Origin of the sequence: Paenibacillus sp. 102 (assembly GCF_039549175.1) — a bacterium.
GTDB lineage: Bacteria > Bacillota > Bacilli > Bacillales > Bacillaceae_G > Bacillus_A.
Genome location: NZ_JBCGHT010000001.1, coordinates 504000 through 527510 on the forward strand (window position 1 = coordinate 504000; position 23511 = coordinate 527510).

Consider the following 23511-nt stretch of genomic DNA (forward strand, 5'->3'; position numbering starts at 1 on the left):
CTTTACCTATTCCTGTTCTTTTAACTCTTGTAATTTTTTCATTTCCGTTAAAAGTTGCTGACTCTCATGGTAACCAGCTAATTTCCATTTCCCTTCTTCTTTTTGCAACGTAATAATTTGATATTGTTCATTTTTCACCTGTTCATATACGTATAAAAGTCTATGTTCTTCGTTATATGCTAATTTCGTTTGAGCAGTAAAAGAAAAAGGAGCTTCTTTTGCAGGGAGTAAATATTCACCACTTTGCTTATCACCATTGCTATTTTCATCCGTAAAAACTTGAAGGAAGTTATTTGTAAAATAAGGTGTCAACGCATCATACATTTTACCCATCGATAAATGCTTCCCACGAATTGAAAATTGTGCCTCATATCCCTTTTGAATCGTTGTAAATACCTCTTTTCGATCCACTTTTATTTCTTCTTTACCAAGAACCGTTGTAACACTGTACCCAACTAGAAAGGCAACACATAGAAATAGAACAAACCAAATTCCATATTTTCTCATTCTTTCACCTTCCTTTAACAGAGCTTGTCTTTGTAGTATTCATTGTAACAATGATTATGCAAAGAAAGGGATGGTTTCGTTCGTAAAATCTTTACAATGATAGACAGCATTTTCACCATCTTTTTCACTATTACCAATTTATGATAAAAACAAACAAAAAAATGCACGAATTGCTTCGTGCATTAAAATAAAACATCTTCTTCGTATAAAAATTCATAGGACAAATCAATAAATAAAAAATGTTCATCATCAATTGGAAAGGAAAATGTTCGTACCATCTCTCCTGTTTCTATATCTGCATATAAGTCAGAGAGCCTTGCTTTATTTTCAAATCTCATTTTCATTATATTTTCTAAAAAATATGGGCGCCAGCTCCAATTTTTCATATAATACTCTGGCATAACAATCCATTCACCATCTTTTTTCATAATGTTTCCCGATTGCTGAAAGCCGTCTTCATTACAAATAAAGATTCGAAAACTATAATGTGATACATGCTGACTAAAATGTAATAACCAATCATTAACGTTTTCATTCTTTTTCTGCTTAGATAAAACATTTCCAATTTGATCACGCAATGTTTCCGTCAATTGATAAATTTTTTGTAATTTTTTCTTTTCATGCTGAATAAATTGATGACATTCATTACCAAGGCGTTCTTTTAAAATATTCGCTTCAATAAAGTCTGGCAAACACTCTTTCAAATAATTTCCTTGATAATATCTTCCGCCATTTTTCCAAGCGTATTGCAACTGATAAAACGCGTCAATTTCTTCATATAATAATGTCGCACCAATTCTTCTCGCTAATAACGACAAAGAATATAAAATATCTTGATAAGATTGTAAAAGTGCAGTTTGTCTTAAATTCGTTAAATCCACCTTTAAAATGTCAGGTGCCAGTACACTAATCCGTTCCAGATTACTCGTGCCCGTTCCTACTTTATTAATTGAAATTTGAATACCATATGTACGGTAATACATAAGTAAATGATTAAATTGTTCTATATCTTCCTTACACTCGTGCTCTGTTATTTCTAAGACGATACGCCCTAAATTCAATCCTTTTTTTTCATACATTAACAATAAATGAAGTAAACTTTCATCTTCATCATTCATTAATATGTTTGCATTACGATGTATAAATAACAAAAAAGTTTGATTTGTTTCCAAGTAGCGTTCTAATGCCTTTTCTACTATGACATTATCCGCTTCGAGTTGGAATTCACCTGGAATGGAATCATCATGAAAAAAAGAAGAAAGACTTTGTATCCCTTCCTCCGTTTGAATACGACCTACTACCTCATATCCAATTACTGTATGCTCATCAGCACTAAAAATAGCTTGATAATAAGGAAGGACTTTATCCAAATTACTCATTACATCTAACGCATCTACCAAAATGTTTCCCTCCCTTTACTTTTCAAAAATTATAACATGATATGTATAGAAAAATAATAAAAAATCCCTTCAGTTTTCCTGAAGGGATTAGAGGGGTAAAATGCTAAGGGGAATTAGCAATTCTACTATGAAGAAAAAAGAGGTCTTAAATATACCTTATAAAAAACCTATTGTAAATACTTTTCTTTCATATGTCACAAATCCGTCACATTTTACCTCGCATGAATGGGTATTAATCCCCCACTTTTCATTTTATATAATCTCTTTTAAAACGGATACTGATGCAAATGCTGTCCACCATCCATGGTCATACACGTTCCATTTATGTATGCAGCCTCATCGGAACATAAATAAAAAGCTAAGCCTGCTATTTCTTCTGGTGTACCAAGCCTACCGAGCGGAACACTTTGTAATGTACGCTTAGCCATCTCTTCTGAAATCCATAATTTATCCGCACCGCCTGTTCGTTCGATTGGTCCAGGAGCAATTGCATTAACGCGAATGCCATATTTACGTCCCCACTCAACAGCAAGTGTTTTCGTCATTGCTAATACACCCGCTTTCGCAGCTGCAGAATGAATGACACCAGGTCCTGCATCCCATGCATACGTCGCTACCATATTAATGATATTTCCTTTTATCCCTTTCTCAATCCAATACTTCCCTACTGCTTGACTGCAATAAAACGTTCCATTTAATACAATATTAATAACTGCATTCCAACCATTAACAGATAAATCTTCTGCAGGACAAATGAAATTCCCTGCCGCATTATTAATTAAAATATCAATACGTCCAAATTTTTCATCAATATATTCAATCATACGACTTATATCCTCAATATTTCGAACATCCATTTGTACTGTCAATACTTGCCCTGAAAATTGCTCAATCTCTTTTTTTGTTTCTTCAAGTTTTTCTTGTGTACGTCCCGTAATAACAACGCGTGCTCCTTCCTTCGCAAAACGAATTGCCATTCCTTTTCCCATTCCACTTGAACCACCTGTTATAATCACTACTTTTTCTTTCAAATATATCCCCTCCCAAAAATGAATGCATATTCATTTTACCACTTTATTTAATAGAAATCTTTATATTTTTAAACTTTTCTGATATCTTTATATACAATCCATCTTTTTCCTAATAACCATGCTCTTAACTCTAGACTATTCTACTAAATTTTATTTTCACTAGATGACAAGGTTAATCGACTCAATTATACTTCTTTAAGAAGAAATAAAAAGAAAGGAGAGCTGTTGTGGCCTACACCACATTCATATAATACTTATCCTACTTTTTTTCATTATATAGGCCTATTTATATTCCTATGAAACAAATAACAAGAAGAAATTTTATAAAAAACGGAATACGCTCTTGTTTCTATACCTGTATTACGGCTAGTATCGGTTATTACTATGCAAAGTATATTGAACCGTACTGTCTTTCTTTGACTCACCATACACTGAGCTCTCCACTCATTCCACCAAATTTTCATGGTATGAAAATTGTTCAATTTAGTGATTTACATTTAGGATACTATTTTTCTCTCCAACACCTTTCTACAATCGTTTCAAAAATAAATAAGATTGCACCTGATATTGTTCTTTTTACTGGTGATTTAATCGACGACTACCAAACATATAGCGAAATTCCTTTTGTTTCTTCAATTTTACGAAACATCCGTGCACCCCTTGGTAAATTTGCAATCTACGGAAATCATGATCATGGTGGGTATGGAACCGAATACTATATGAAAATTATGGATGATGCAGGTTTTGAAGTATTACAAAATACCGAAAAACGTATTCGCTTATTAGATAATAGCGAAATTGCTATTTTCGGAATTGATGACATGCTTCTTGGAAAACCAGAAATTGACGTAACATTACAACATGTGCAGAAAGAGCTATATACAATTGTACTCGTACATGAACCTGATATCGCACCTAAAATTGCTAACTTTCCCGTGAACCTCCAGCTTTCTGGACATAGTCATGGTGGACAAGTACAACTTCCCTTTTTAGGAGCACTTGTTACCCCAGCCCTAGCAAAGCATTACATTGAGGGATTTTATCATATTCAAGAATTACTTCTTTATGTAAATCGCGGTCTTGGAAGGACACGCGTTCCATTTCGTTTTTTGTCCAGTCCTGAAATTACAGTATTTACTCTTCAGCACTTGTAACCTATCATTGCCTATTTTCTTATATATCCTTTCTTGTACTCGCTCATCCATACTTTTTCACCATATGATAACAATGAGTCCAATAAAGGAGGTTTTTACGTGTACCCATATCCTCAGCCCTATCTAGTTCGTTCAGGACCCATTGGCCCAGTAAGTGACTCACGCTTCTTACCATTCTTCGGTGTCCCATTTTTAGCAGGACTTGCTGGTGGCTTAATTGGCGGAGCCTTAGCATTCGGCCCTAGGCCCCCTTACTATCCTCCGTACCCACCACCATATCCACCAACGCCGTTTCCTTGTTACGGAGGCCCGTGCCAACCATATTATTATTAACATACACAAAAACTATGAAAAAAAGCCTCTTCATTTAGTAAGAGGCTTTTTTCGTCGTATTCTCATAATCTTGAATCCAGGAATTTACTTGCTTACAAGTTATTAAACTTAACTATTTAACATATAAATCCATTTTAATTTATTGACATATGAGTCACCGCTAGGAAACTAACAAAGAACCTCCACTCATTTTTACCTTTGTTTTCACTTGACATGTGGTTGAACCGCTTCTATGCAGGGACGGTCCTCTCTCCCATCTAAAAAAATGGTTTTATATCGTATTTTCAATGTGTATGTATACATAAATATCCTTCAGCATATCAGTCACTGCTAGGAAACTAAAAGAGGACCTCCACTCATTTTCTACCTTTGTTTTCACTTGACATATGGCTGAACCACTTCTATGTAGGGACGGATCCTCTCTCCCGTCTAAAAAAATGGTTTTATACTTTTTTGAATTCACACATTACTCTGCATCCGTATTTTGATAAGCCATCTTAAATAACTTCAATTGGCTATCAATCTCTTGTGAACCATTATTTATTACATAATAGTATTCACCATCTTTATTTTGTTCACGTGTTTTTACGTTATCCGCTAAAATAAGCTGCAAGATTGCTTTTATTCTTGCTTTCATTTCAAAACCTAGAATTGGAAAAGAGATTTCTACTCGCTTTTCCATATTCCTTGTCATCCAGTCAGCTGAAGATAAATAAATCTTCTCATCTCCATTATGATGAAAATAATAAATACGGCTATGTTCTAAATAACGTCCAACAAGGCTAATCACACGAATATTTTCACTTACGTTTTTAATACCAGGCCGCAAGCAGCACGTTCCTCTAACAACAAGTTCCACTTTTACTCCAGCTTGTGATGCTTCATATAGTTTTTGAATTAACGGTTTATCTGTTAACGAGTTCATCTTTGCAATAATATGTCCATCCCCATATTGTTTATGATAACGAACCTCTTCATCGATCAATTCCATAAATTGATGACGTATATCAAACGGTGCTACTGACAAGTGATGAAAGTGTGGCTTTGTTGTATAACCACTCAAGTAATTAAAGAAATTTGTCGCATCTACCCCAAAATCTTTTCGGGATGTAATATATCCAAAATCTGTATATAACTTTGCTGTCGCATCATTATAATTTCCTGTTCCTAGATGTACAAATCTTTCGATTTTTCCGTGTTTTCTTCTTACAACCAGGGTAATTTTACTATGTGTTTTCAAATGACTTACACCATAAATAACGTGGCAACCAGCTTGTTCAAGTTCCTTTGCCCAATGGACGTTATTTTCTTCATCAAAACGAGCTTTTAATTCAACAAGTACTGTTACTTGTTTCCCCTTCTCCGCTGCAGTTTTTAAAGCCTGAATAATCGGTGAATCCCCACTTACACGGTATAACGTCTGCTTTATTGCTAGTACATTCGAATCATCTGCTGCATCACGCACAAAATCAATAACTGGCTGAAAAGATTCAAACGGATGATGTAGTAAAATATCATGCTCTATCGCTTTTTCAAATACATCTTCTTCATCATCTAAATCTTGAGGGGGCTGTGGTATAAGCGCTGGGTAAACAAGATGATCATATAAAGGCGCTAATTTTTTATACAAGGAGAATAAACATGTTAAGTCTAACGGTCCATCCATCATATATACATCTTCATCTTTCACTTCTAACACTTCATATAATAAAGCTAAAACTCTTTCATCGACATGCTCTTTGCCAATTTCTAAACGGACAGCCGCTCCCCATTTACGTTTTTTTAACTCTTTTTCAATCACTTTTAATAAATCACGTGCACCCTCTTCATGAATTGTTAAATCTGCATTACGTGTAATTCGAAAACGTGTAACAGAAGATACTTTATATCCCGTAAATAACTTATGAGTAAAGCTACTAATTACATCTTCTAATAAAATAAATTTATGCTTGTGGTCTTCACTCGGTAAAAAAATAAAACGTTCGAGCAATGATGGTACTTGAACGATTCCAAGTTTTGTTCGATTCTCTTCCTCTGTTTGTTTTTCATCATACAGAATAGTGGCCAAGTTTAAGCTTTTATTTAACAACATAGGAAACGGGCGATACGCATCTATTGCCACAGGGGTTAACACTGGAAAAATTTGTTCATCAAAATATTCTTCAATAAATTCACGTTGTTCTTTTGTTAAATCTTGAAATGTTAACGGCTCGACACCTTCCATTTCAAGCGCTGGCAACACAGTGTTTTTAAATGTATTATACTGAACTGTCATCAATTCATGAGCTTTCATAGCAATTTTATTTAGTTGTTGTTTCGGTGTTAAGCCAGCTTTATTTTCCGGTTGATTAAAGCCAGCTTTTACTTGATCTTTTAATCCCGCAACACGTACCATAAAAAATTCATCCAAATTCGAACTAAAAATACTAATAAACTTTAATCTTTCCAAAAGTGGATTACTTTGATCTTGCGCCTCTTGCAATACACGTTCATTAAAAGCAAGCCAACTTAATTCGCGGTTATTATAGTAAGCAGTATCATTAAAATTTACAGGATTGTCCTTTATCAATTCCATTTCCCTCACACTTCCCTTTGAAACTTTTTCAATATAATTTAGTTACATTTATTGTAGCAAATTCCAATTTATATAAGTGTAAATTTTTTGTAAAGACATCCGTACAACTTAACATTTCCCTTCAAACACCAGTTGAATGTTCACCTTCAATACTTTTTCAAGTTGTTTCTTTTGCTTTTCAGCCTGCACTTTTTCTGCTAAAGCCGATTGTTCACACTCAATGTGAAAGACAAGCCCCTCTTTATTTTTCTTCACTTGAATCGTTTCAATCAGTTTCCTTTGCCTCACATTTAAAGCAGCAGAAAATTGTAAAATCGCTCCTAACAAACGAATCTTTTTTTGTTCATTTTTATCAAACCACCCTTCAAATGGTTCCAAATGCTGTTTAAATAACATTTTCGACTTATAAGATGCGATAAGCGCAAGCCTAATACGCTCTTTATGCATCATACCGTCAATTGTTTTATTCGCCAATAAATAGAATGTATGCAGACGACTTGCTTCTGCATCTATGTATTTCCCAATATTAAACACTTTGGCAGCTTGATAAAATATACACCAATCTTTTTCTGAAAAAGAAATCATTTCAGACTCTTCAAGTTGTGTACAAATTAACGTTCCTTGCTTGATAAGTTGAACAACAAATTTCATATCCATTTCATATTCATAGGACAATAAGTGTAGACTCTCCTCTATCACATTTGGATAATAAGAAACACCTAAATTTTTTGTAAGTTCCTCATAGAAAACACCTTCTCGTAATCCTTTCCTGCTTAATACAAAGGACGGAGCTTGTATTATGTTTGTTAGCATATAAAATACTTCTACCGCTGGAATAATTGTATCAGCCCGATCTTTTGCTAACCCATCTAACTTCTGTAATTCTGCAAAAGAAAGACCTTCTAATTCCTCTTTTACATCCCTTATATCCGCTTCCTTCATTTTATATAAATGCAAACCTGCTATTGGATACGAAATTATATTTTGATGAATTTTCACCATATTCCGGGCACTCCCGCCTATCGCAATCAGAGGTAGCCTTTTTTCCTTTAACCAAGGTAACGTTTCAAATTGATACCATAAATATCTTCTTAATTCTTCTAATTCTTCTGCAGTTGGTGTCTCATGATGAATGAATTGTTGTTTTAAAGAAAGTGCCCCAAAAGGAAAGCTATAATACTCTATAATTTCTCGATTCCGAAAATACGTAACCTCCGTACTTCCCCCGCCAATATCGACAGTAATTCCTTCAGTAAAAGAAGTTGAATTCATCACAGCTAAATAACCATAGCGTGCTTCTTCATATTCAGATAAAACCCTAAGTACAAAATCAGTTTTTCCTTCTACAAGTTTTTTTATTTCTTCTTGGTTTTTTGCTTGTCTAATGGTCGCTGTCGCAACACATAACACATTATGTAATCCGTGAAATCTTGTACTTTCTTGAAATTCGAGTAATGTTTGTAAGAGTATATTCATTCCTTCTTCTATTAGCACACCATCTATTAAATAGTTTCTTAACCGTGCCACAACCTTTGTATTTTCAATTTCTCTATAAAAACCCCCATTTTGTTTTTCATAAATCACTAATCGCATCGTATTTGAACCAATATCAATAATGGCATATTGCTGTTTCAATATATCTTTCACACTTCTCACTCTTTCATTATCAAATTTCTAGAAACCATTCCTATCACTATTATACAAAATAGTTGTTTTTTGTAACAATATTGCTTTAATATTGAAAATATATACAATCATTTTTTGATATAATAAAAACTACTTTTATTTATGCTATAATATTGAAAAACTAGAAAGGGGTCCCACTATGAAACCTTCACAGTCACAGTCACACAAACAACATTCTATTGATCGATTGGCTCAATCTATTTTCATTGTGAACCGGCATGCAAAAGCTGCTACAAATCCTAAATATTTATATTGGTTGAAAAAGATTGCTTTGGAGCGTTTAATTAAGGAAAAGAAAGCAATAAAAGAAGGATTACATTTCTCTAGAAATCCGCGTTTTAGTCAGCAACAATCAGATGTTCTCATTCGATTAGGTGACTATTTCTTTCATATTCCTCCTACAAAAGATGATTTCAGTAATCTCCCGCATCTCGGTAGCCTCGAATCTTCCTATAGAAACCCAAAAACAACTCTACCTTTAGCAGTAGCGAAAAAAACGCTCCAAGATTATATTGGGCCGGAAGCGCTAAAACAAGAAAAAAAATTAAGCGAACCGATTCCTTGGTATCGTCGTACGTACACAAAAAAATAAAGCAGGTTTGGCCATAACGGCCAACCTGCTTTATTTTTTCTCTTCTTTTATTTTAATGTTCGCTTGTTTATAAAATGCTACTTTTTCTGTATTATATGATTTTGTATATTCATTAAACTTATCTTTTTCAGCATCAATAGCTTTATAAGATTCGTTCACCGCTTTTACTTTATCACTAATATCCTTTAATTTTGCCTCTTTATCTTGAAGCATTGTAAATAATTCTTTTTCTAACTTCAAAGATTTACTATAGTTATCATACATCTTCTTAAAAGACTCATGTCGTTTTTCATATGTATTTTTCACTTTATCTGCTTGTTCTTTTAGCTTACCATTTTCGATTTTTTTCACATATTTATCGACTGATTTTACTTCTTCTTGAGCTTTATTCAACGCTTCTTTTTCTTTATCAATTACTTTCCCGCGTTCTGCTGTATTTTTCATTGCTTGATCTAACTTTTCTTTCACCGCTTGATTATTATCTTTTCCTTCTTGTACAATTTGACCGTATAATGTTTGACCTTCTTTTTCTAATGTCTCTAATTTTTTCGCGTCTTCAAACATTAACTTTTCTTGCTTTGCAGCATTTTCAAATGCTACATATAATTCCTCTTCTGGTTTTGGTCCGAAACAACCAGCTAATAATGTCATAGATAAAACCGTTACAATTGCTATTTTATTATATTTCAACTTCTTTTCCCCCTACAATCTTTTCTTGTCCATTTTACACAGTGTAAAGGTTTACTTGCAACAACTTACAAATATTCTTTTTATTTCCTTAAAAGGAAAAGTGTAGAGATTATTCTCCCTACACTTTTTAAATGAAAAACCATTGTGCAAAAATGTATTGACACATCCATCACAATTATATGATGTTTAAATCTGTTTTTAAAGACTTTTGTTACAAAGAATTGTTTTTTTGTAACAAAAGAGAAAAATTTGTTACGAAAAACATTATTTATATTCCATAACAATAATCAAAATAAGAAATGGACTCTCCCCTGATAGATTTGTCCGTATAGCTTGTATTCATTTTCTTTTCTATTTCATATATATAGTATATATCCATTATCGAAAGGAGAAGAAAATGTTACAAAGAGAAAATATTTCAGACATCACTCGTTTTTTAGCTGGATTTCTCTTATCATTAAAACTATTATTTGAATCATTCGGGCTTTCTTTTATTACAAATGAACAAATTGATGCAATCATAAATGTTGCTTCTTTCTTATATATTTTATATTTCGGATATAAAAATAACTATGTAGGAAAAAAAGGCCTGGAACAAAAAGAATTATTAAAGAAGCATAACCTTCATTAAAAGAGGAACCCATATCAGGGTTCCTTTTTATTGTATCAACATCACTTCTTTTGTTTGTAGTGGCCCATATAATCGGCCTTTCTGCTGGAACGTGTATGTAGCACGTAATGAAATACTGGACGGAATTTGTATACGTGATGCTTTCACCTGACAGGTTAATTGAGCCTTTTCACCTGATAGTAATTCATCAATACGCCACCTTACAAGTTGAAATAAAAACTCTCCCGTTCCTTTATTCGTTTGTAATGTATTAGGGATATATGCAAAATAATCCCGAATCATATGACTAACGATTACATGAGAAACCTCTTCACTTCCTATGTTTTCAACTTCTAATTGAATAAAAAGAATTTCATGTATACCATAAACAACTTTTTGTGAAAAACCCTTATCTTTTTGACTGCGAATTTGTAATGTTACTGTTACATTTTGATTAGATTGTTTACTCGTAACTTCTTTAGAACCACCTTCTATCCACATAACAGGCTGTAAAGACAAAGGGAACACTTCTTTATCTAGACTTATTTCCCACATTTTCACAATGACAATTCACCTCATTCCAGATGTTATTATCTGTACAAATTTATTCTGTTCTCTTCAATATTAAAACACCCTTCTCCAATTCGTTCCCTTTAAAATATCTTTCTATTTTCTCTCAATAAAAAATATACGTCTTCAACATTTTTATCTTTCTTCTTTATCTTATTCGACAACGCGATTAAAAAACCATTTTAAATAGCTATACACCATGTTATTCAATAACTTCCTTTTATTTCTTCAATATTGAAAGCTATAAAGTAAAATGCTAATTAGTAGAAGTTCACCCTCCACTAATTATTAGCTCTCACTAATCCGGGATTTTACAAGCTGTTGATCTCCCACCTAACTTCTGTACTTTCGCTGAATTTCGAGGTAGGAATCTTACTATCCGCAAGTAGCTGGATTAAGTAAAAAAATTTGCCTTTTAGTCAAATTTGACTATAATATAATTTATACTTTCTATTCTTTATGGCACCTTTTATAAAAGGAATACTGAAATCATAGTCGTACATAAAGACATATTAAAGCAAGGATCACTATCCTAAAGAGTAATTAATCTTATATAAAAGGAGGACTATGTTTGCAAGAACAAACATCTCAAAACAAAGTGAGTACAACAAAATTTGTTGTTGCTGGATTATTACTTGGTATTTTAATGGCAGCAATGGATAATACAATCGTTGCCACTGCCATGGCAACAATTGTTGGAGACCTAGGGGGATTTGATAAATTTGTTTGGGTCACATCAGCTTATATGGTAGCAACAATGGCAGGAATGCCGATTTTCGGAAAACTTTCGGATATGTATGGTCGTAAACGTTTTTATATCGGTGGATTACTTCTCTTCTTACTTGGCTCTATTCTTTGTGGTACAGCAACAAGCATTGAACAGCTAAGTATTTACAGAGCGATTCAAGGGATTGGTGGCGGTGCTCTCATGCCAATTGCCTTCACAATCATGTATGATATATTCCCACCAGAAAAACGAGGGAAAATGACGGGATTATTTGGAGCAGTCTTCGGAACGTCAAGCGTATTCGGCCCTTTATTAGGCGCTTATATTACTGATTATATAAGTTGGCACTGGGTCTTTTATATTAATATTCCATTAGGTCTTATTTCCTTCTTCTTCATTTCCAAGTACTACAAAGAGTCTCTACAATATAAAAAACAAAAAATCGATTGGGCTGGTGCTATTACACTTGTAATAAGCATTGTTTGCTTAATGTTTGCACTAGAACTTGGCGGTAAGGAATATGCATGGAATTCCAATATGATTCTTGGCCTATTTACTACGTTTGCTATTATGCTTATTATCTTCTTCTTCGTAGAAAGACGAGCAACAGAACCGATTATTTCTTTCCATTTATTTAAAAAGCAATTATTTGCAGCAAGTCAAGGTGTTGCCTTTTTCTATGGCGCAGCTTTTATTATTTGCACAGTTTATATTCCAATCTTTGTCCAAGGCGTCCTCGGTGGTTCCGCATCAAATGCTGGACTAATTTTAACACCAATGATGGTTGGTTCTGTAATTGGAAGCCAAACAGGTGGACAATTCGCTTCACGAACAAGTTACCGTAACATCATGGTCGTGTCGGGTATTTTCTTTGTACTTGGTATCTATTTACTCAGCACCTTAACAATGGAAACACCACGCGTACTCGTAACACTCTTTATGATTCTTGCTGGACTTGGAGTCGGCTTCTCTTTCTCTGTTTTAAGTATGTCTTCCATTCACAACTTAGAAATGAGAGACCGAGGTTCTGCCACATCCACAAACTCATTTTTCCGTTCTCTCGGTATGACTCTTGGTGTAACAATTTTTGGTACGATTCAAAACCATATTTTCACTGACAAATTAAAAACTGTTTTCCCTCCAGAATTGGCGAAGATGGCACCCGAAAGCGGGGATACAAGCTTTTTATTATCACCGCATGCCACTGAAAAAATCCCACCGCAAATATTGGATGGAATTAAACAAGCACTTGCGACATCTATTGCCGATACATTTTTCTGGGCGCTTATCCCAGCTATTCTAAGTATTATCTGTATTACAATGATGGGTAAAGAACGTCTCTTAACTGGAACAACGAAAAAACAGAAACAAGTAAGTTAATATATGACAAAACAAAACGGTATATCTCTTTATCGAAAGAGATATACCGTTTATACTATGTATAAAGTTTATATTACAGGAGTTGAGACAGCATGAGTATGAAACTAGTCATTCTCGGTTTACTACTCGAAGGAGATAAACATCCATATGAAGTGCAGCACACAATGAAAGAACGGCAAATGGATTGTTATATTAAATATGCAAAAGGCTCTCTCTACTACGCTTTTGAACAATTAGAAAAGCAAGGAGCAATTGCGGTTACAAACGTAGTACGAGATACCAATCGACCCGATAAAACAATTTTCCATATCACTGAATTTGGAAAAGATCTTTTCCAGACTCTTTTATTGAAGCAATTTGAAGCTAAAAACCAAATATATAAACCAATCTATTCAGCTCTTTCCTTTGCTCATTTTGGCGATGAAAAAGCTATTATTCCTATTTTAGAAAAAAAAAGAGATGATACAATTCAATATTTACATACGATGCAAGCGATATACGACCATAGTAAAACAACAATCCCTCGTGCACAACTATATATTTTAAAAAGCGTTATTGAACATATTACCGTTGAATTACATTGGTTAAATGAACTACATAAGGATGCAAGCGCTGGATGTCTTTCTGAAATTGGAATGGATATATAGTAAAACTTCTATACCTGAATGCTTTTCTTCCCACTGCTCGTAAAAATTCTCATTAATCAAGTTCTTACGAGCAGTTTTTCTCTATTTTTGTTCTTATCTACTTTCTAATCAATCAACATTCGTCTTCTTGTTTTCTTTTAACACTCATCTCATATTTTCTCGTTATTCTTGCATGCAAGTTAATGATGAAAAACATCTTTCTTTATTATTTTTCAATTTTAGCAGATTTATTTTTCTGAATAATAAGAATTAAAAACTTTAAAATATTCTTATTTCAAAACAGTAGACAAAATTTAAAAAATTATGTTAGAATTTGTTTCAATATCATATTCGCTTGTTAAATTCCTTTCATAAAGGAAAATAGGTACCCGAAATTTCTTATTTCGTGTTTAAAAGGGAAGCTTGGTGAAATTCCAACGCGGTCCCGCCACTGTAAGTGCAGAGACTTCTTTTCTATACCACTGTGAAAACGGGAAGGTGAAAGAAATCGTATAAAGCATAAGCCAGGAGACCTGCCTATTTTAACAACACTGATAGACTCACGGATGATGATTAGGTGTTATGAACGAGGAGAAAGGGCTATTTTTTGTACCTTTATACTTTTCGTTACACGCATTTCCGAGTAAACGGAAATGCTTACTTTCAATTAGGGAGGAATTTTAAATGGCAATTCAAACAAGTAATTTAGGGTATCCACGTATTGGATTACACCGAGAATGGAAAAAAACGTTAGAAGCTTTTTGGGCAAACAAAATTGATGAAGAGCAATTTTTAACAAGCATGAAAGAAATTCGTCTTCAGCATGTGAAGGCACAACAAGAAAAAGGAATTGACTTAATTCCTATTGGCGATTTTACATATTATGATCATGTACTAGATACTGCTTATATGCTCGGCTTTATTCCATCACGTTTTTCTGAGTTCTCTTCTTATCTTGATGTATATTTCGCGATGGCACGAGGCTCTAAAGATCACGTTGCTTCCGAAATGACAAAATGGTTTAACACGAATTATCATTATATTGTTCCTGAATATGAAGAAGGATTAGATATTTCTTTAAAAGACAATCGCCCTCTTCGCTTATATGAAGAAGCAAAACAAGAGCTAGGGGTCGATGGGAAACCAGTTATATTAGGACCTTATACATTCTTAAAATTAGCAAAAGGATATAAAGAAGATCAATTTGCAACAATCTTACAACAACTAGTTGCACCTTATGTACAACTATTAACTGAATTGCATGAAGCTGGCGCACGCTTCGTACAAATTGATGAGCCGATTTTTGCATCTTTAACAAAAGCAGAAATTGCAGAAGCTAAAGAACTTTATGAAACAATTCGTAAAGAAGTTCCACATGTATCTCTTATTCTACAAACTTATTTTGATAGCGTAGAAGAAAACTATGAAGAGATTATTACATTCCCTGTATCCGGCATTGGATTGGACTTTGTTCACGGTAAAGAAGGCAATGTAAAAGCTATTTTAGAGCATGGTTTCCCAACAGACAAAATTTTAGCTGTTGGTTGTATAGATGGCCGTAACATTTGGAGAGCCGATCTCGATGAAGTTCTTTCTTTATTTAAAACATTAAAAGACCGTTTTACACCGAAAGATTGGATTGTTCAACCTTCTTGTAGTTTACTACACACTCCAATTGACAAAACAGAAGAAACACATTTATCAAAAGAACTATTTGATGCTCTTGCATTTGCAAATCAAAAGTTAGAAGAACTTACGCTAATTAAACGTGCACTTTCTGAAGGTGTTGAAGGTGTTAGCACTGAATTAGCTACTTACCGTACCGCTCATGAAGCTATACGTTCTTCAGCTGCACGTAATCGTGAGGATGTAAAATCAGCACGAGCAACTCTTAAAGAAGAAGACTTTTCTCGTCCTCTTCCATTCGAACAACGCTATGCACTGCAACAAGAAGCATTACAATTACCGCTACTTCCAACAACAACAATCGGTAGCTTCCCACAAACTACTGAAGTTCGTCAAACACGTAAACAATGGCGAAGCGGTGATATTACAAACGAACAATATGAACAATTTATTGAAAAAGAAACTGAAAGATGGATTCGTTATCAAGAAGAAATCGGTCTTGATGTGCTCGTTCACGGTGAATTTGAACGAACTGATATGGTGGAATACTTTGGTGAAAGACTTGCTGGTTTCTCTTTCACTAAGAATGGTTGGGTACAATCATACGGTTCCCGATGCGTGAAACCACCTGTAATTTATGGTGATGTTGCCTTTATTAATGGGATGACAATTAAGGAAACTGCATATGCACAAAGCCTTACAGATAAAGTTGTAAAAGGTATGTTAACAGGTCCTGTGACAATTCTAAATTGGTCATTCGTTCGAAATGATATTTCACGAAAAGAAGTTTCTTATCAAATTGCATTAGCACTTCGTCATGAGATCGAATTACTTGAATCTTCCGGTATCCGTGTTATTCAAGTTGATGAACCAGCACTCCGAGAAGGAATGCCACTAAAAGAAAAAGATTGGGACGCATATATTACATGGGCTGTTCAGTCATTCCTTTTAGCAACTTCTTCTGTAGCGAACGAAACACAAATTCATACACATATGTGTTACAGTAACTTCGAAGACATTGTTGATGCAATTCGTGCATTAGATGCTGATGTTATTTCTATTGAAACATCAAGAAGCCATGGTGAATTCATTCATACATTAGAACATACAACATATGAAAAGGGAATCGGTTTAGGAGTTTATGATATTCATAGCCCTCGTGTTCCAAGTAAAGATGAAATGTATACAATTGTAGAACAATCCTTAAAAGTATGTGATCCAAAATACTTCTGGATTAACCCAGATTGTGGTTTAAAAACAAGAAGAACAGAAGAAGTTATACCTGCTTTAGAGCATATGGTCCAAGCTGCTAAAGAGGCTCGTTCTCTTCTAAAAACAAACGCATAATTAAAAAGAAGATGTCTTTTTGAGACATCTTCTTTTCATACTATACATTTTCAACTAGCTTTCTTCTTAATTCGCATCGGTGATACCAAATAAAAATGATAAAAGATTCCAGCGGCATTCAGTGCTAATAATACACTCGTACAAATAAAAATAAAGTGAAATCCAAGATGTGCTGCAAGTTGTCCCCCATAATTAGTCCAGCAACATTGCAGTGACTTCTTCATTCTTTCTCTTCGAAAAACAGTTCATACCGAACCTTGTACAGTTCATCATCTGTCGGTTCTTCAAGCGGTATCGCTTGCATCACTAACACATATTCACCTTCCGGAATAGGGATATGAAATTTACTTGAAAGAATGCTACTTATAAAAACGCCCTCATCTCCCACAGTAAACGGTGCTGATATCGTTCTCATTACATCTTCTTTCTCAACGTGTTTTCCTGTAGATACCTCGATTTCACACGTATAATCAGAAGTTGCCTCAAAAATAATTACACCTTCTGTTTCAGCATACCCTCTCTCAAAATCTTCATTCGTCCAGTCTACATAAGGCTGTTCCCCATTATAATTCATCACGATTAATTGTGAATAGGAAATTATTAATTCCACATATATCATCCCCTTCAATCACTGATTAGAATGGCTTTCTATTACTTCACTACGAACTTTACGCGCGTACCATTGGGATACTTATCTAATTTATTTCCAACCCATGAACCTGCACCTCTATTATCAGCAGGACTAATATATTCAATATGCGCACCTTTTCCACCTTCTTTACACATCGCCATTGGCCATTCATCACGATCATACCCTTTTTTTGCTGGATATGGAGCTAGAGACAACTTTCTTCTATCAGCTGCACCACTTCGATCAATCGTACACACTTTAGAATGTCCTTCTTTCATCGCATCTGCAATATGTTTACCTGTCTCAGGATATCGTTCTTTTGGAAACTCTAGAACTTGATCATATGTAACTTCTTTCTTATTTTTTGGCTCCTCTGGTATAAAAGCTTCATAAACAGCAACCAAAATAGAAAGAATCGCAATAATTGAAATGATAATACCTTTTAATTGTTTCATATATGTACCTCCGTTTTTGACCTAATTTCTTTTCCTAGGCTATTATAACAAACTTCCTCGATATATGTTTTCAGACATTATTTTATCCCTGCCTCTCCCTTACGCCAAAAACATTCATTTTTATGCAACTTTTCGCTAATCATGTAGAAAACTTCTAGGTTTCCGACATTCTTTTTCAAAGGAAGTCCAAATAAAAAATGGAATTTGTATATACGATACTTTTTGGGGAGGAAATGTCATGGAGGCGACATATAAAACGAAGGATGTTACAAATAAAACAGGAATCCCGAAACACATAGTTCGAAAATATAGTCAACTTTTAGAAGAGCATGGTTATATAATCACAAAAACCGCTGATGCTCGTATATATAAAATGGATGATATGAAGCTTTTGAAATCAATTCATGAACGAGCAGCCACACTACAAGAAGATATTACAGAAACAATCCCTATCATTTTAAAAGAAAAAGAGAATCCACCTGTGCCGGTGATAAAGAAAAATCAAGAGGTTCAATCAAAAGATGAAGGTCGAAACTTTGAAGAATTCATGCTAAAGCTTGAAATGCTTGCACAATTAAACGAAGCGATTATTCATCAAAACTCAACTTTAATTACACAAAACCGCTTAAAAGATGAAAAACTAGATGAATTAATGCAGCAAGTCTATGTAAAAGAAGGCAACCAGGAAGAAATGCTGCAAGAGCTTATTGATCACGCCGCTCAAACAGATGCCCTGCAAAAAGAAAAAATGGACTTATTGATGAATCATATGTATAAGCGTGAGTCAAAACAAGAAGAAAAAATGAACAAGCTTGTCAATCACGTTTATAATAAAGACAGCAATCGAGATGCACAGCTTATGCAAGTCATTCGTGAAATTCAAGAAACAAAGCGACTCATAGCCGCCTCGAGGGATCAAAGTTTATTTCGATCATTTAAAAATTTATTTGTTCGAGTCAAACCCGAAAAAACAAATGAATAAAGTAAAACCATTATCATTAGCTTTCTATCATCCAAATGTAGAAGCTTTACAAGCTTTTCATTTTCACGTATATAAGTCCATTTTCGTTTTTCGACATATAAGTTGCTCACACGAAGAAGAAAAGGTGCCTGCTACTTGTTTTTACTTGGCATGGGGCAGGAAAAGACTCTGACCGATTCTATGCATGGCTGGATTCTCTCTCCCAACTAAAAAGAAGGGGATTATGTCGATTTTTTAATTTGCATTTGGGTTTTCACATATAAATCACAGCTATGAAGAAAAAGAGGACCTTTTCTTATTCTCTCTCTTTGGTTTCACTTCGCATGGGGCAGGAAAAGGCTCTGACCGATTCTATGCATGGCTGGATCCTCTCTACCAACTGAAAAGAAGGGGGTTATGTCGATTTTTTAATTTGAATTAAAAAAAGTTACCTTCTATTGGTAACTTTTATTCCTTATTTCTAACCGCTGGTAATGTAATAATCGCTTCCGTTCCTTTTCCACTTTCACTTTTATATTCCAGCGTACCATTATGTGCTTGTAAAATACTAAAGGTAACCATAAGCCCTAGACCTGTTCCTTTTTCTTTTAATGAATAATACGGTTGCCCAAGCCTAGCTAACTGTTCTTTCGTCATTCCAACACCGCTATCTTTTACTCGCACTATAATAATATCCTCTTTTTGAATGGCGGTTACTTTTAAATACCCTTTGTTTTCTTGAATCGCTTCAATTCCATTTTTAACAATATTCATAATTGCTTGCTTTAACTTTGTCTTATCACCAATCGTATAAAGGTTTTCAGAAATTTCAACTTGTAAATAAACACCTTGCATAGCTGCAAACGAAGACATTAAAGTTGTCATTTCTATAAGCTGCGCTGATAAACATATATGTTCCTTTTTTTCAATTTGTGGTTTAGCTAAATTTAAGTAATCTGAAATTATTTGTTCAGCCCGATCAAGCTCAGCTAGTACAAGACGCATATAATCTTTATTCTTCATATCTTCTGTACTCTCTAATAGCTGAATAAAACCACGAACAACTGTAAGGGGGTTTCTAACTTCATGTGCTACACTCGCCGCTAGCTCGCTTACAATGTTCAGCTTTTCAGATTTTTGCATTTCTGTACGTAACAATGCATTTTCATTTAAATACTCTGTTAAATACACTTGAAATACCATCGTCATAACCATAATAAGAGAAGCGAATATGTACCCACTATATAAATGCGACATAGGTGGTGTAAAGCCTACTCTCAATAAAACTCCAAACATACTACACGCTAAACCGACCAGAACATACAAAGATGAAATAATAAGAGCTAAAATAAGTTTTTTTTCCCTTGGAAAAACCGACCACTTTTTTGATAACAATAAAGGAATAATTGCAAGACACAAAGCTTCTATTATCCGAAACCACTGCAAACCATTCAAAAACCATTCGTATATAACAAAGATAAAAGCCGGGATAACCCCTGCAATCCCACCATACAAAAATGCACTAATAATTGGAATCGGATGAAAATTATAACCACAAACATCACCAAAGCAAATCGAATACGTCATAGAAAGAACAAGCGTAATACTAGATAAAAACATAATAAAATAGCGATTGGGCTTTGGAGGCATATCTTGATAGCGATTTAGACGAATCGCTTCATATAAAAACAGTGGCAGAATAATGATAGCAACTTGGATCATTAAGTCACGGATTAGCTCCATACCCATTCATCCTCTACATGTATTTTGATATGATTATATCACTTTACAGTCACTTTTGTTTTAAAATTTAGATTTTTCTTAACATATTTACGAATCATTTGTGAATAAATGTTAAGAAATGTTACAACTTTCCGAAATGATTGTAAATCCTATACCAAATTATCACAATGCAAGATACAATGAATACGGATTAAAAATAAAATATAAAACGGTCCAGTAAACGGACAACTATAACAACTTACAGCATATAATCCATACTATCTATGTTTACAAATAAGTGACCATTATTTTAGTAGGAGGAAGATAAATATGGCAGGAACTACGCTTGTTTTAAAAGAGGAAAATTTGGTTGTTCTCGAAAATGTGGATAAATCGGTATACGAAGAATTACAAGACAAAACTGGTGAAGAACATTGCACATGCGCTGTGAATGAATCTGTTATGTATCTTGGAAAGGTATCTTCGGTGCTTTGGAATGAAGATGAAATAGATTGGGAATACGGTTATTAAAAAAGTCGCTTTAAGCGGCTTTTTTTATGCGCTGCAAAGCGAAATAATTAAAAATATGTTAAAATGGAATTAATTTTCAAGCGGAAGAAAGGGAGACAAGATGGAACAATTCATTAATCCTAGAGTAAAAGATATTCAAATTTCTGGTATCCGCCAGTTCTCTAATATGATTCAAAACTATGATAACCTCATTTCTTTAACAATTGGACAACCGGATTTCCCAACACCTTCTTTAGTAAAAGAAGCTGCAAAACGAGCAATCACAGAAAACTATACGAGCTATACACACAACGCTGGCCTATTAGAGTTACGCAAAGCAGCTTGTCATTTTCTAAAGGAAAATTACGATTTACACTATTCACCTGAAAACGAAACTATCGTTACAATCGGTGCTAGTGAAGCGATCGATGTTACATTTCGTACCATTCTAGAGCCTGGAACAGAAGTTATTTTACCGGCTCCTATTTATCCAGGCTATGAACCTATTATTAGACTATGCGGCGCAATCCCTGTGTTTGTAGATGTTCGAGAAACAGGATTTCGCTTAACTGCAGAAGCGATTCAGAATGCAATTACAGATCAAACAAGATGCATCGTTTTACCTTATCCTTCTAATCCGACTGGCGTTACACTTTCAAAAGAAGAATTAACAGCTATTGCAAACGTTTTAAAAGATAAAAACATATTCGTTCTTTCTGATGAAATTTATAGTGAACTTGTATATGAAGAAAACCACACGTCCATCGCTCATTTTCCAGAAATGCGCGATAAAACGATCGTCATTAATGGATTATCAAAATCACATTCAATGACAGGCTGGCGCATCGGTCTTTTATTTGCTCCAAGCTATTTAGCGCAGCATATTTTAAAAGTTCATCAATACAACGTTACATGTGCAACTTCAATCGCACAATACGCTGCAATCGAAGCATTAACAGCTGCTAAAGATGCACCGAGAATGATGCGTTATCAATATAAAAAACGCCTTGATTACGTATACAACAGATTGATTCAAATGGGATTAACTGTTGAGAAGCCAACTGGCGCATTTTATTTATTCCCATACGTTGGAAATCTAACATCTTCATCGTTTGATTTTGCAATTGATCTTGTCAAAGAAGCTGGACTCGCTGTTGTTCCAGGAACAGCATTTTCAGAGTATGGCGAAGGATATATCCGTCTTTCATACGCTTATAGTATGGAAACACTAACAGAAGGCTGCGATCGTTTAGAAGATTTTTTAAAACAAAAAGCTAAGAGGTAACCCTCTTAGCTTTTTACGCATAATGATCACAAGTTTGACGCTTTAATAATTTATGCGGAATAATGATACATTTTGAAGTAGACTCAGAATGCTCCACCTTATCAACTAAAGCTTTCGCAGCTTCATATCCTAATTGATAAATATTAACATCGACCGTTGTAAGCGGTGGGCTCGCAATTTCAGATAACAAAGCATTGTTAAAGCTGACGATTGAAACATCTTTCGGTACGGAAACTCCTTTTTTAGCGAGCGCACTTAATACCCCAAGACCTATCAAATCATCTGTTGCCATAATTGCTGTTGGCGGTTTTTCAAGTCCCATTAACTCTTCTACAGCCTGCTGACCACTCTCTCTTGAGAAATCAAAATGTAGAATATATTCATCTGGCAACATAATATCAGCTAATTTTAAAGCATCGCTCATTCCTGCTAAACGGTCCTTTGTAACAAGTAAATCAGAGCCACCACCAATAAACGCTATTTGTTTATGTCCAAGTGAAATTAAGTATTCTGCCACTTCTCTTGCAGCTGTATAGTTATCATTATCTACATATGTAATTTCCTCTTTTCTTTCATAAGGCTTCCCGATTAAAACAAATGGGAAATTCTGTTCATGTAAATATTGAATAATACGATCATTTTCACGTGAATAAAGAAGAATAATTCCGCCGATTTGACGACCCTGTACCATCTTTATAACACCATTAAAAATCTCCTCTTCTGTTTCACCAGTTGACATATATAGCGCATAACCCTCGACATGTGCAAACGAGCTAATTCCTCGGATTACTTCTGGGAAAAATGGATTTTGAAATGCCTTACTTGCAGAACTTGGCATAACAAGCCCGATTGTTTTTGTCGTTTGATTCGCAAGATTTCTTGCGTTTAAATTCGGATGATATCCTAACTCGCTCATTACTTTACGAACACGACGCTTTGTTTTTTCACTTATACTTGGATTATCAGCAATTACACGAGAAACTGTAGATGGGGCAACATTTGCCTTTTTTGCTACATCTTTAATTGTAACTGTCATTAAATCTCCTCCTCTCTTCTTATTCTTCATTCATATCTATTTTTATTCTGTCTTCCA

The 23511-nt window shown here is 34.4% G+C and carries 22 protein-coding genes and 1 riboswitch; of the genes, 10 read left to right on the top strand and 12 right to left on the bottom strand.

Translation table 11 applies throughout. The features are described 5' to 3' along the window. Positions 1–6 precede the first annotated feature (6 nt). From AAIE21_RS02615 to fadH, 3 genes are all read right to left on the bottom strand, one after another. Positions 7–507 (bottom strand): DUF3993 domain-containing protein, encoded by a 501-nt coding sequence (locus AAIE21_RS02615; protein ID WP_343265330.1) that lies wholly within the window; start codon positions 505–507, stop codon positions 7–9. A gap of 182 nt (positions 508–689) precedes the next feature. Continuing rightward, a complete protein-coding gene (locus tag AAIE21_RS02620; protein WP_343265331.1) occupies positions 690–1907 on the bottom strand; it encodes an EAL domain-containing protein in 1218 nt (405 codons plus the stop codon). 266 nt (positions 1908–2173) lie between these two features. After that, positions 2174–2938 carry a 2,4-dienoyl-CoA reductase gene (gene fadH / locus AAIE21_RS02625; protein WP_343265332.1) on the bottom strand — a complete coding sequence of 255 codons (765 nt, stop codon included), beginning with the start codon at positions 2936–2938 and terminating at the stop codon, positions 2174–2176. A 296-nt stretch (positions 2939–3234) separates the two neighbouring features. Between fadH and AAIE21_RS02630 the strand changes: the two genes are divergently transcribed. Together AAIE21_RS02630 and AAIE21_RS02635 are read left to right on the top strand one after the other, a co-directional pair. Further along, positions 3235–4092, top strand: a complete 858-nt coding sequence (locus AAIE21_RS02630) for a metallophosphoesterase (RefSeq protein WP_343265333.1) — start codon at positions 3235–3237, stop codon at positions 4090–4092. A gap of 99 nt (positions 4093–4191) precedes the next feature. Continuing rightward, the gene (locus AAIE21_RS02635; protein WP_174099227.1) at positions 4192–4425 is read left to right on the top strand and encodes a hypothetical protein; all 234 of its coding nucleotides are present in this window, start codon (positions 4192–4194) and stop codon (positions 4423–4425) included. A 466-nt stretch (positions 4426–4891) separates the two neighbouring features. Here AAIE21_RS02635 and AAIE21_RS02640 read toward each other — a convergent pair whose 3' ends face one another. Beyond that, positions 4892–7000, bottom strand: coding sequence for an RNA degradosome polyphosphate kinase (locus AAIE21_RS02640; RefSeq protein ID WP_343265334.1), 2109 nt, complete (start codon positions 6998–7000; stop codon positions 4892–4894). A gap of 108 nt (positions 7001–7108) precedes the next feature. Beyond that, positions 7109–8647 (bottom strand): Ppx/GppA phosphatase family protein, encoded by a 1539-nt coding sequence (locus tag AAIE21_RS02645; protein ID WP_343265335.1) that lies wholly within the window; start codon positions 8645–8647, stop codon positions 7109–7111. Positions 8648–8825: 178 nt separating this feature from the next. Here AAIE21_RS02645 and AAIE21_RS02650 point away from each other — a divergent pair, with 178 nt between their 5' ends. Then, positions 8826–9278: a YkyB family protein gene (locus AAIE21_RS02650; protein WP_343265336.1), complete on the top strand. Its 453-nt coding sequence runs from the start codon at positions 8826–8828 to the stop codon at positions 9276–9278. A gap of 30 nt (positions 9279–9308) precedes the next feature. Here the strand turns inward: AAIE21_RS02650 and AAIE21_RS02655 are convergent, their stop codons facing one another. Further along, complete coding sequence (locus AAIE21_RS02655) at positions 9309–9929, bottom strand: YkyA family protein (RefSeq protein WP_343265906.1); 621 nt, start codon at positions 9927–9929, stop codon at positions 9309–9311. Positions 9930–10365: 436 nt separating this feature from the next. On the opposite strand from AAIE21_RS02655, the gene AAIE21_RS02660 reads away from it, so the two are divergent. Next, entirely contained in the window at positions 10366–10599 is a 234-nt protein-coding gene (locus AAIE21_RS02660; RefSeq protein WP_343265337.1) for a phage holin, read from the top strand. A gap of 27 nt (positions 10600–10626) precedes the next feature. Here AAIE21_RS02660 and AAIE21_RS02665 read toward each other — a convergent pair whose 3' ends face one another. Beyond that, on the bottom strand, positions 10627–11139 hold the full coding sequence (locus AAIE21_RS02665) for a hypothetical protein (protein WP_343265338.1): 513 nt from the start codon (positions 11137–11139) through the stop codon (positions 10627–10629). A gap of 580 nt (positions 11140–11719) precedes the next feature. Here AAIE21_RS02665 and AAIE21_RS02670 point away from each other — a divergent pair. The 3 genes from AAIE21_RS02670 to metE all read left to right on the top strand — a co-directional run bounded on the left by AAIE21_RS02670 (position 11720) and on the right by metE (position 16854). After that, entirely contained in the window at positions 11720–13255 is a 1536-nt protein-coding gene (locus AAIE21_RS02670; protein WP_343265339.1) for an MDR family MFS transporter, read from the top strand. A gap of 92 nt (positions 13256–13347) precedes the next feature. Then, positions 13348–13902 (top strand): PadR family transcriptional regulator, encoded by a 555-nt coding sequence (locus tag AAIE21_RS02675; protein WP_343265340.1) that lies wholly within the window; start codon positions 13348–13350, stop codon positions 13900–13902. Positions 13903–14247: 345 nt separating this feature from the next. Beyond that, positions 14248–14436, top strand: a riboswitch (cobalamin riboswitch). A gap of 129 nt (positions 14437–14565) precedes the next feature. After that, positions 14566–16854, top strand: a complete 2289-nt coding sequence (gene metE, locus AAIE21_RS02680) for a 5-methyltetrahydropteroyltriglutamate--homocysteine S-methyltransferase (RefSeq protein ID WP_343265341.1) — start codon at positions 14566–14568, stop codon at positions 16852–16854. Positions 16855–16904: 50 nt separating this feature from the next. Here the strand turns inward: metE and AAIE21_RS02685 are convergent, their stop codons facing one another. From AAIE21_RS02685 to nucA, 3 genes are read right to left on the bottom strand one after another with little or no spacing between them, the layout of a single operon-like run. Continuing rightward, on the bottom strand, positions 16905–17078 hold the full coding sequence (locus AAIE21_RS02685) for a hypothetical protein (protein WP_343265342.1): 174 nt from the start codon (positions 17076–17078) through the stop codon (positions 16905–16907). Next, a complete protein-coding gene (comJ, locus tag AAIE21_RS02690) occupies positions 17075–17464 on the bottom strand; it encodes a competence protein ComJ (protein WP_343265343.1) in 390 nt (129 codons plus the stop codon). The genes AAIE21_RS02685 and comJ overlap by 4 nt, the downstream gene beginning before the upstream one ends. A 41-nt stretch (positions 17465–17505) precedes the next feature. Further along, entirely contained in the window at positions 17506–17940 is a 435-nt protein-coding gene (gene nucA, locus AAIE21_RS02695) for a DNA-entry nuclease (protein WP_343265344.1), read from the bottom strand. A gap of 238 nt (positions 17941–18178) precedes the next feature. Between nucA and AAIE21_RS02700 the strand changes: the two genes are divergently transcribed. Beyond that, a complete protein-coding gene (locus tag AAIE21_RS02700; RefSeq protein WP_343265345.1) occupies positions 18179–18922 on the top strand; it encodes a DUF3967 domain-containing protein in 744 nt (247 codons plus the stop codon). Between the two features lie 447 nt (positions 18923–19369). Here the strand turns inward: AAIE21_RS02700 and AAIE21_RS02705 are convergent, their stop codons facing one another. Beyond that, positions 19370–20644, bottom strand: coding sequence for an ATP-binding protein (locus AAIE21_RS02705; RefSeq protein ID WP_343265346.1), 1275 nt, complete (start codon positions 20642–20644; stop codon positions 19370–19372). Positions 20645–20953: 309 nt separating this feature from the next. Between AAIE21_RS02705 and AAIE21_RS02710 the strand changes: the two genes are divergently transcribed. Both AAIE21_RS02710 and AAIE21_RS02715 read left to right on the top strand, forming a co-directional pair. Continuing rightward, a complete protein-coding gene (locus AAIE21_RS02710; RefSeq protein ID WP_017151082.1) occupies positions 20954–21154 on the top strand; it encodes a hypothetical protein in 201 nt (66 codons plus the stop codon). Positions 21155–21254: 100 nt separating this feature from the next. Then, entirely contained in the window at positions 21255–22418 is a 1164-nt protein-coding gene (locus AAIE21_RS02715) for an aminotransferase A (RefSeq protein WP_343265347.1), read from the top strand. A gap of 13 nt (positions 22419–22431) precedes the next feature. On the opposite strand, the gene malR is transcribed toward AAIE21_RS02715, so the two are convergent. Then, positions 22432–23454 carry a maltose operon transcriptional repressor MalR gene (malR, locus tag AAIE21_RS02720; protein ID WP_343265348.1) on the bottom strand — a complete coding sequence of 341 codons (1023 nt, stop codon included), beginning with the start codon at positions 23452–23454 and terminating at the stop codon, positions 22432–22434. Between the last annotated feature and the right edge of the window lie 57 nt (positions 23455–23511).